This is a genomic window from Streptomyces atriruber, assembly GCF_001418325.1.
GTDB lineage: Bacteria > Actinomycetota > Actinomycetes > Streptomycetales > Streptomycetaceae > Streptomyces > Streptomyces atriruber.
On the sequence record NZ_LIPN01000329.1, the window covers coordinates 1 to 7,389 of the forward strand.

Below are 7,389 nucleotides of genomic sequence, written 5' to 3' on the forward strand. Positions count from 1 at the left end.
CCCGAACACCCCGCCCCCGGACGCGCGCGGCTCCCCCGGGGGCACAAACACGGCCCTCCTACTTCTGCGTCACCCTGGCCTCCGGTCGTCCTGTCCGTCGGCCGCTACTCGTCCTCGTCGGGTTCCGTGATCCCGAGGTCGACACGCATGACGCGGCGCATCCTCCACAGGGGACCCCACACCTGCTCCAGGCTCTCCCGGGCGGTCTCCAGGTTCTCGCCCGGCTGGGCGGTGCCCACGTCGAGACGCATCAACACGCCGTAGGCATCGCCGAGAAGGCGGTTCGCCGTGCTGGCCGCCTCGGCCACCCCGTCGGGCAGCACCATCTGGGCCTCCGCGTGCCGCATCCGCTGCTCACGGCGTGCCCGCGCCAGATCCGCCCGCAGTTCCTCGGTCACCTCACCCTTCTCCAGGGCGTGGAAGACGTTCGTCATCGCGTTGGCCAAGTCGCGCGTGCCGGCGCTGAGCGTGGCGTAGCACGTGCGCCGCGCCTCCAGCCGGGCCAGCCGCGTGGCGTACTCGCGCTCGTCCTGCTGCAGCCGCCTGACGTGATCCAGCTCGCGGACCCTGGTCCGGTCGGCGCTGCGCTGTGTGATCACGGCGGCCGCGAGGGTGCCGCCGATGCCCAGCACCGCGATCACGATCTGGCTGATGGAGCTGTCCAACCCGGCCCTCCCCGGCGTACGGCTGTCCTGCGCACCCGCAGTCAACCACCAACCGGAATTCACCGCCGCATTGGACGGCCGTCGACGTACGACGACGGTTTCAGCACAGCAGCAGCGCCGCCTGCCAAGGCAGTTGGCCCTGAGGAGCCTCGGGGTTCGTGGCATGGCGCAGGGCCAGTGCGGCGCCTGACGCGCCGTCCAGGAATCCGGGCCGGTGCACGAGGGTGCCCTCGCCCGGTGCGGCGGCAGGCCATACGAAGGGATGCGCGGGGTCCGCCGCGGCCGCCAGGGACTCCGTCAGCACCGGTAGGAATGAGCGCAGTTCGGCGCCGCCGGGCTCCTGGGCCATGAGGGCCACGATCGTGGTGAGGCCGGCGAGGCCGTGGCAGAGGGTGGGGTCGGCGAAGTCGGCCCGGTCGCAGGTGAGGGCGACCGCGGCCACCGCCTGTTGGTTCCAGTCGGGCTCCTTGAGCGCCAGCGCGGCCAGTTGGAGGGAGCGGGCGACGCCGGGGGTTCCGTAGCACCAGCCGGTGCGTGCCTCGGCCAGGTCGGGACGGGTGCCGCCGGACGCTGCCGCGAGTTCGGCCGCCAGCGGGACGATGTTGGGCCAGCCCGCGCCGTCCGCGCTGCGGCGTGCCAGGAGCCATTCGGCGATGGTCCGGATGGCCCGTTCCTGGCCGGGCACGCGGAACCCCGCCCGGTGGGCGAGGGAGAGCAGCGCGAGCGGGCCGGGGATGCCGTGGGCCAGGCCGACGTTGAGGTGACCACCGGGGATACCGTCCGGCTCACTGACCAGCACCGGGTCGCTCGTCCACCAGCCGGGCAGCGTCCGTCCGCCCGGCCCGGTCACCGGGCGGGTGAGCGCGACGAGGTGGGCGAGCAGGAGTTCGGTGGTCTCCCGGTGGTCGGGCCCGGCCGCCAGGAGCAGACGGCCCAGGCCGGAGAGGCCCGCCACCACGTCGTATCCGTGCATCCGCGCCCCGGCCTCGCCCGCCGCCACGCGCGGTGTGTCCGCTTCGACGATGCGTCGTACGAGCAGGGCGACTTGAGCGTCCAGCCTGGTGAGCAGCCCGGCGTACGCACCGGGCCGGTCGACCGCCGTGCGGGCGGCGAAGGCCACCGCGGGCAGCCCGGCGTACAGCCCTTCGCGCGCGGGCCGGCGCACGCCGGTGACCGCGGCCGTCAGGTGGGCGTGCGTGGCTCGCCCGTAGGCGGGATCGGTGTGGGCGAGTGACGCGAGGAGCAGGGCGACGCCCGGATGGCCGTCCGCGAGGGACTGCGGGTGCCACAGGGAGCGGGGCTCGGCCGCCTCCGGCGTCTGGGCCCTGGTCACGCGCTCGGCGAGGGCCACCGGGTCGGTGACGCGCTCCGCGAGCAGCGCGACGGGGTGCTCGGTCATGCGCGGGCCCTTTCCCGGTCGAGGTGGGCCCGGACGGCGCCGCGGGCCACGGCCAGTGCCTGTGCCTCGGCCGTACGGTCGACCCCCAGGCGCCGGTTGCAGTGCATGTGGACGAGGGAGGCGAGCACCGCGGTCGCGGAGACGCTCAGCGCGCCCCGGTCCTGCTCCTGTCGCACCAGCCGCCCGAAGCGTTCGGACGCCGCGTGGTGCGGGTGTGGCTCCGGGTCCTGTGGCGTGATGCGGGCGAGAGCCGTCTTCCTGCGTGCCGCGAAGGCCTTGTGGTGTTCTTCCCGCTTGGGATAGGTGCTGGTGAGCCAGTGCCGCCAGTCTCCGCCGTAGCCCCGGTGGAAGGCCGCCACCAGCGCGGTCACGTCGTGCGCGGCGGACAGGATCGCGTCGTCCGTCGGAGCCGCGAGGCGCTCGACGACGAGCCCGCTGTCCGCGTGGAACACCTCCTCGGCCGCTCCGAGCAGGACCGGCCCCCCGTACCGTTCGAGCTCGGGGGCATAGCTGTCGATGCGCAGGCCTCGGGCGGTCCCGTCGGCGGAGAGCTGTCGTGCCAGATCGTGGAGTCGGGGCAGGACGGTGCCGTTGAGCAGGGCCGGGTGGCCGTGCAGGCGCAGCCGCAGGTGCGGGTCGGGGTCGGCGTACCGGATGAAGAACCATCGGTCGACGCCGCCCGGCTCCTGGTCCGGGGAGGGCAGCTCGGCCAGGAAGCGGCGCAGCGGTCCGGTCAGGACCTCGTTCTGGCGCTCGGCGGACGTGTAGAGCGTCGCATAGAGCCAGGGGCCGCCGGGCGGGATCTCGCCGGTGCCGCCGCGGGATGCCGGGAGCGCGGTGCGCACGGGCCGCGCGGCCTGCCGTGGCGGCTCGGCCCGTCGCGAGCGGGGGATCAGGGTCACGACCGCTTCCGCTTCGTGGGCCCCGCCCGGGCCCTGGAGCCATCCGCTGTCCAGGTCCTGGCCCTGGAGCGGCTCGTGGACCTCGGCCGCGCCCGTCCGCGCGTACTCGCGCAGCAGGATCTCCCGGTGCGCGGGGACGGCGAGGTTGAGCGGAATGCGGTGGTCGCCGAGGGCGAGCTGGACGTGGTCGGGCACCTGCCAGAGCTCGCGCCACTCCTCCAGGGACAGTCCGGCCGCGTCGTCGAGGCGCCAGCGAGCAGGCGTCAGGAGGGTGCGGCCGACGCGGACAGCGGGCAGGAAGGGCAGGTCCTCGGCGGCGCCCCACTCCCACAGGCGCCACTGCCTGCGCCGGAACGCGGCGGCTTCGACGAGGAAGCGCACCGCGTTGGGCGCGGTGAGTTCGCGATTGAGGACGTGCAACGCGGACGGTGTCAGCTCACGGCCCAGTGAGACGGACACGATCCGGAAGCCCTCGGAGTCGGCGCAGACGGCGATGTCGTCGAGGGTCAGGTCGGTGACGCCCGGCACGTCGGGTCCGGGATGGGCACCGACGACGAGGCGCCCGTCCAGCCACGTCGGTACCTGCGCGACGTTGGCGTGCCGGTGGTGGGATGCCTGGTGGTGGATCTGTACGGGGAGACGGCCGGTGGTGTCGTCGCGGGCGCTGCGTACCGTGTGCCGGATCTCTTCGCCCTGCGCGGGCTCGAAGAGGTGGGCGAACCGTCCCATGAGCCCGCCGGAGGTGGTGGCCGCGCCATTGACGACGAGGGTGAAGTCGCCGCGGTCGACGGCGGCGGCCGACTCCGCCGCGACCCGCACGATGAGTTCGAGTGCGGGCGGTCGTGAGCTGTCGGCGGCGCCGTCCCGGTCGCCGGACTCACCTCGGTCGGCGCGTTCGAGTCTGTGCAGCCACTCCTCGTCCAGGACGACCTCGCGCGATCCGCGCGCCTGTGCCCCGGCCGCGAGCCCCAGCAGCAGCCGCTGCCGTTCGCCTCCCGAGGAGGTGGGCCCGGGAGCGGGGCGGTGGCTCGGGGGCAGCCGGTATCCGGCCGGGGCACCGAGGCCGATGTCGGGGTCGATGAGCTCCTTGACGGGAACGTGGCGCCCGAGGCCGTAGCGCTCCACGAAGTCCTGGTGATAGCCGGTCAGCCGCCCTCCGCCGGGAGGAGCGAGCCGCCACAGCGCGTCGGCGGCGCGCTCCAGTTCGCGGGCGACCTCATGCGCGAGCACGACGGTGCCGTCCAGGCGCAGGTCCACTTGCACGGCGTGCGGGGAGGCGCCGGGCGATGCGTCCTTCATGGCCCCGACTGCGGTGCCAAGTGCCGTACGCCAGGCCTCTCTTCCCTCGCCGAGCGGGGTACGGGTGTAGTCGTCCAGGGAGGCGCGGAGCCCGGCGATGCGCCGGGCCGCGGGGGTCCCGGCCGGCAGCAGCGCCTCGACGTGTGCCAGGGGGTCGGGGGTGTCCAGGGGCGGACGCAGTTCCGTCAGCAGGACCTCCGCGCCGATGAGCTGGGCGACGAGCCGGGCCACGGCGCCTTCGGGGGCCCCGGGGAACCGCGCCTCGACCTCGCCGATCAGGTCGTCGCAGCGGACGGGGCGGGCGGCGGCTTCGAGCAGCGCGCGCACGACCGGCGTGTGGCGCAACGTACGTGACGTGGGGCGGTTTTCGCCCGGCGGGACGGTGGTGCCCGAACCCGGTCCGGCCGGTGCGAAGGGCAGCACCAGGCGCCCGCCGCGCACGAAGCACAGCCCGTTGGCCACCACGCTCAGCCCTCGGTGCACGGTCGGATCGCGCTCCCACTCGGCGATCAGTCGAGCCATCAGACCCGCGTCGAGCCGTGCGGCCTTGTGCCCGGTGCCGCTGAGTTCGCCCTTGGTGGCCGCGCCGAAGGAACCCCACATGACGCCCGCGAGCAGACCGAAGGGAGTGGGTCGCGAGGCGGCACGGAGCAGGTACCGGGTCACCGCTCGATGGGCCTTGCGAAGGTCGGACGCGGCGACCGGGGTGCCCGCGAGGACGGTCTCGACGGTGCGGGCGAGCGAGGGACTCGACACGTCCAGGGCCTCGCGGAACCGTGTGTCGGCGAGCAGCTCGGCCAACTGCGAGCGGAGCTCGTCGGGTCCGTCCCCGGCCGCTCGCCGCTCCGGGTCCTTTCGGCTCTCCGACGCCCCGGTCTGCCAGGTCGCGTGGGCTCTACGGCGTGGCAGGAGTGGCGCCCTCACGAGCACGCCGTCCGCGCAGCGAAACACAGGTTCTGCGTTTTGGCCATGCCGCATCTGCGCCATCAATCCTTTCTGGGTGCCCCATGAAACGAAGCCGGGAATCACGTATTCCCCGGCCCGGGATTGCCGTCACACTACCCAGGCCCCCATCGGTCCGTAACCCCTTGACTCCGTCCGTTATTCGTACCTAGATTCCGATACCGTCACCCAAGAGTGACGATTCGTTCGGTTTCACAGGTGCCACCGGAAGGAATAGCCATGACCGAAAGCCTGACTGAAGACCTGTTCGACATCGACCTCACCGAGACCGCCATCCAGGACGTCGCGCAGGACAGCGCCGCGGGCTCGATCTCCGACGACTCCTGCTTCCGCACGTGCACGACCTGTTCGCTCTGCTGACGCAGGCTCTATGAATGAGGCCGGTTCCGGTGCTGTTCCGCAGGGCCGGAACCGGCCCCGCCGCGCGACAATCAGCCGAACTCGGGGGCACCGCCTATTGCCCTTTCGGGCAAGACCTCCCGCACCGACGGGCAGGGCTTTCGCGCACGCCACCGCGCCGCGGATATTTGGGCGTACCATCCGGCGGCCTTTTCTTTTATGCATTGCGTATCGCCAATGAGCGACTGGAATCCCGTTCAGGATGCGACTGCCCGCGCCGGCTCAGCATTCGCCCCGCACGCATCCGCACGACGGTTTTCCTGTTTCGTGGATTCCCGGTGTGCGGGCCGCAGGGTGCAGGGTGCACGCGCGGACATCGACGCCCGTGTACGGCACCACGGTGCGGCCCGATGGACGGCACGCGCGCATCCCCCGACCGCGCGTGCCGTCACTCCCGATGTTGGGACGCCGACAACTATCGCGCGGCAGACGGGAGGCCGCGATCCTTTCGTCAGGGGCCGAAACCATGGGTGGCGGAGGCCAGCAGCGCGGCGCCCAGCTGCGTGGTCGCGTGCAGGACCGCCTTGCCGTCGCGGCGGGTGGTGATCAGGGCGGCCCTGCGCAGCACGGCCGCGTGCTGGCTGGCCGTCGCGGGCGAGATGCCGAGGCGGCGGGCCAGTTCGGTCGTGCTGCAGCCGTCGGCCGCGGCCGCGAGCACGGCGGCCCTGGGCCGCCCCATCAGATCGTCGAGCGAGCGCTCGTCGGCCTCCTCCGTGAACCAATGCGCGGAGCCGTCCACCTCCTCGCCGACCGTGGGCAGGGCCAGCACAGGCGGCTGATCCGGGTCCACGAGGCTCAGCAACAGCTCCGCCCGCTGCGACGAGAACACTGTCGGCGCGATGGTGAGCCCGCGCCCCCGCAGGTGGATGTCCGCGTCGCGGGGATGGCGCACTTCGAGCACGGGAGGCCGCCAGCGCACCAGTGGGCCGCTCAGCGTCTGCAGCAGCCGCTCGACCCCGCCGTCGGCCATCGCACGCACATAACCGGACCGGGCCGACTCCAGGTGCAACCGCATCTGCGGCCAGTACGGGGCGACGGCCACCCGATGGCAGGCCCGCAGCGCCTCGGCCAACTGGAGCCGGGCCTCACGGTCGCCGTCGGCCAGGCTCCGGGCCCACGCACGATGGGCGGGAGGGACGTCGAGGTACTCGACTTCGAGGCGCGTCAGCGCACGTGGAGCCGCCAGCAGGTTGTCGACCGCCTCGTCGATGCAGGTGGCGTGCCCCGCGAGGCTCGCCACATCGATCTGGGGCCCTCGTGGGGGCATCAACGCGAGCAGGGGGCCCGCCTGTTCGCCCAGGCGTCCGCCCCGCGTCCTGCCCACCGAGGTGCGCCACCTGCGGAAGGCCGGGGTGCCCGCATCCTGCCGCAGCCGTTTGATGCCGTCCAGGGTCTCGGCGGCCACACCGAGGGTGGTCGTCACCCTGGTCCGCGCGAGATCCTCCGCCGTGAAGTGAATGCGCTTCGTCACCGACCGCCCCGTTCCCCGCCGTTCCCGGTCCCGCGGCCCAGTGTCCCATTCCTCCTCCGGCAGACACGGCGGCCGGACGGAGCCGACGGGGCGCCCGGACGTCCCGGCACCCGGGCGACCGGGTTGGCCCACCTCGCCGCGTGCGCGGCCGCCAAGAACGACCGAGGGCCGGTTTCGGATTTCTCCGAAACCGGCCCTGATCTGCGACTTTCTCAAGTCGGGACGACAGGATTTGAACCTGCGACCCCTTGACCCCCAGTCAAGTGCGCTACCAAGCTGCGCCACGTCCCG

The 7,389-nt window shown here is 73.0% G+C and carries 5 protein-coding genes and 1 tRNA gene; 1 reads left to right on the forward strand and 5 read right to left on the reverse strand.

Annotated features, from left to right (window positions below; genetic code table 11):
- Nucleotides 1–104: 104 nt before the first annotated feature.
- The 3 genes from AOK03_RS29895 to AOK03_RS29905 form a co-directional block, all read right to left on the reverse strand.
- Nucleotides 105–665 (reverse strand): hypothetical protein, encoded by a 561-nt coding sequence (locus AOK03_RS29895; RefSeq protein ID WP_055568486.1) that lies wholly within the window; start codon nt 663–665, stop codon nt 105–107.
- Between the two features lie 100 nt (nt 666–765).
- The gene (locus tag AOK03_RS29900; protein WP_055568487.1) at nt 766–2,064 is read right to left on the reverse strand and encodes a lanthionine synthetase C family protein; all 1,299 of its coding nucleotides are present in this window, start codon (nt 2,062–2,064) and stop codon (nt 766–768) included.
- A complete protein-coding gene (locus AOK03_RS29905) occupies nt 2,061–5,189 on the reverse strand; it encodes a lantibiotic dehydratase (protein WP_167355655.1) in 3,129 nt (1,042 codons plus the stop codon). Before AOK03_RS29905 ends, AOK03_RS29900 begins: the two co-directional genes overlap by 4 nt.
- A 258-nt stretch (nt 5,190–5,447) precedes the next feature.
- On the opposite strand from AOK03_RS29905, the gene AOK03_RS42830 reads away from it, so the two are divergent.
- A complete protein-coding gene (locus AOK03_RS42830) occupies nt 5,448–5,588 on the forward strand; it encodes a hypothetical protein (protein ID WP_157869115.1) in 141 nt (46 codons plus the stop codon).
- 490 nt (nt 5,589–6,078) lie between these two features.
- On the opposite strand, the gene AOK03_RS29910 is transcribed toward AOK03_RS42830, so the two are convergent.
- Together AOK03_RS29910 and AOK03_RS29915 are read right to left on the reverse strand one after the other, a co-directional pair.
- Entirely contained in the window at nt 6,079–7,098 is a 1,020-nt protein-coding gene (locus AOK03_RS29910; protein ID WP_055568489.1) for a helix-turn-helix domain-containing protein, read from the reverse strand.
- Between the two features lie 217 nt (nt 7,099–7,315).
- Nucleotides 7,316–7,389, reverse strand: a tRNA-Pro gene (locus tag AOK03_RS29915).

Excerpts from the sequence above, each read along its gene's own strand:
- AOK03_RS29900 (WP_055568487.1), bottom strand. The coding sequence starts at position 2,064 with ATGACCGAGCACCCCGTCGCGCTGCTCGCGGAGCGCGTCACCGACCCG.
- AOK03_RS42830 (WP_157869115.1), top strand. The coding sequence starts at position 5,448 with ATGACCGAAAGCCTGACTGAAGACCTGTTCGACATCGACCTCACCGAG.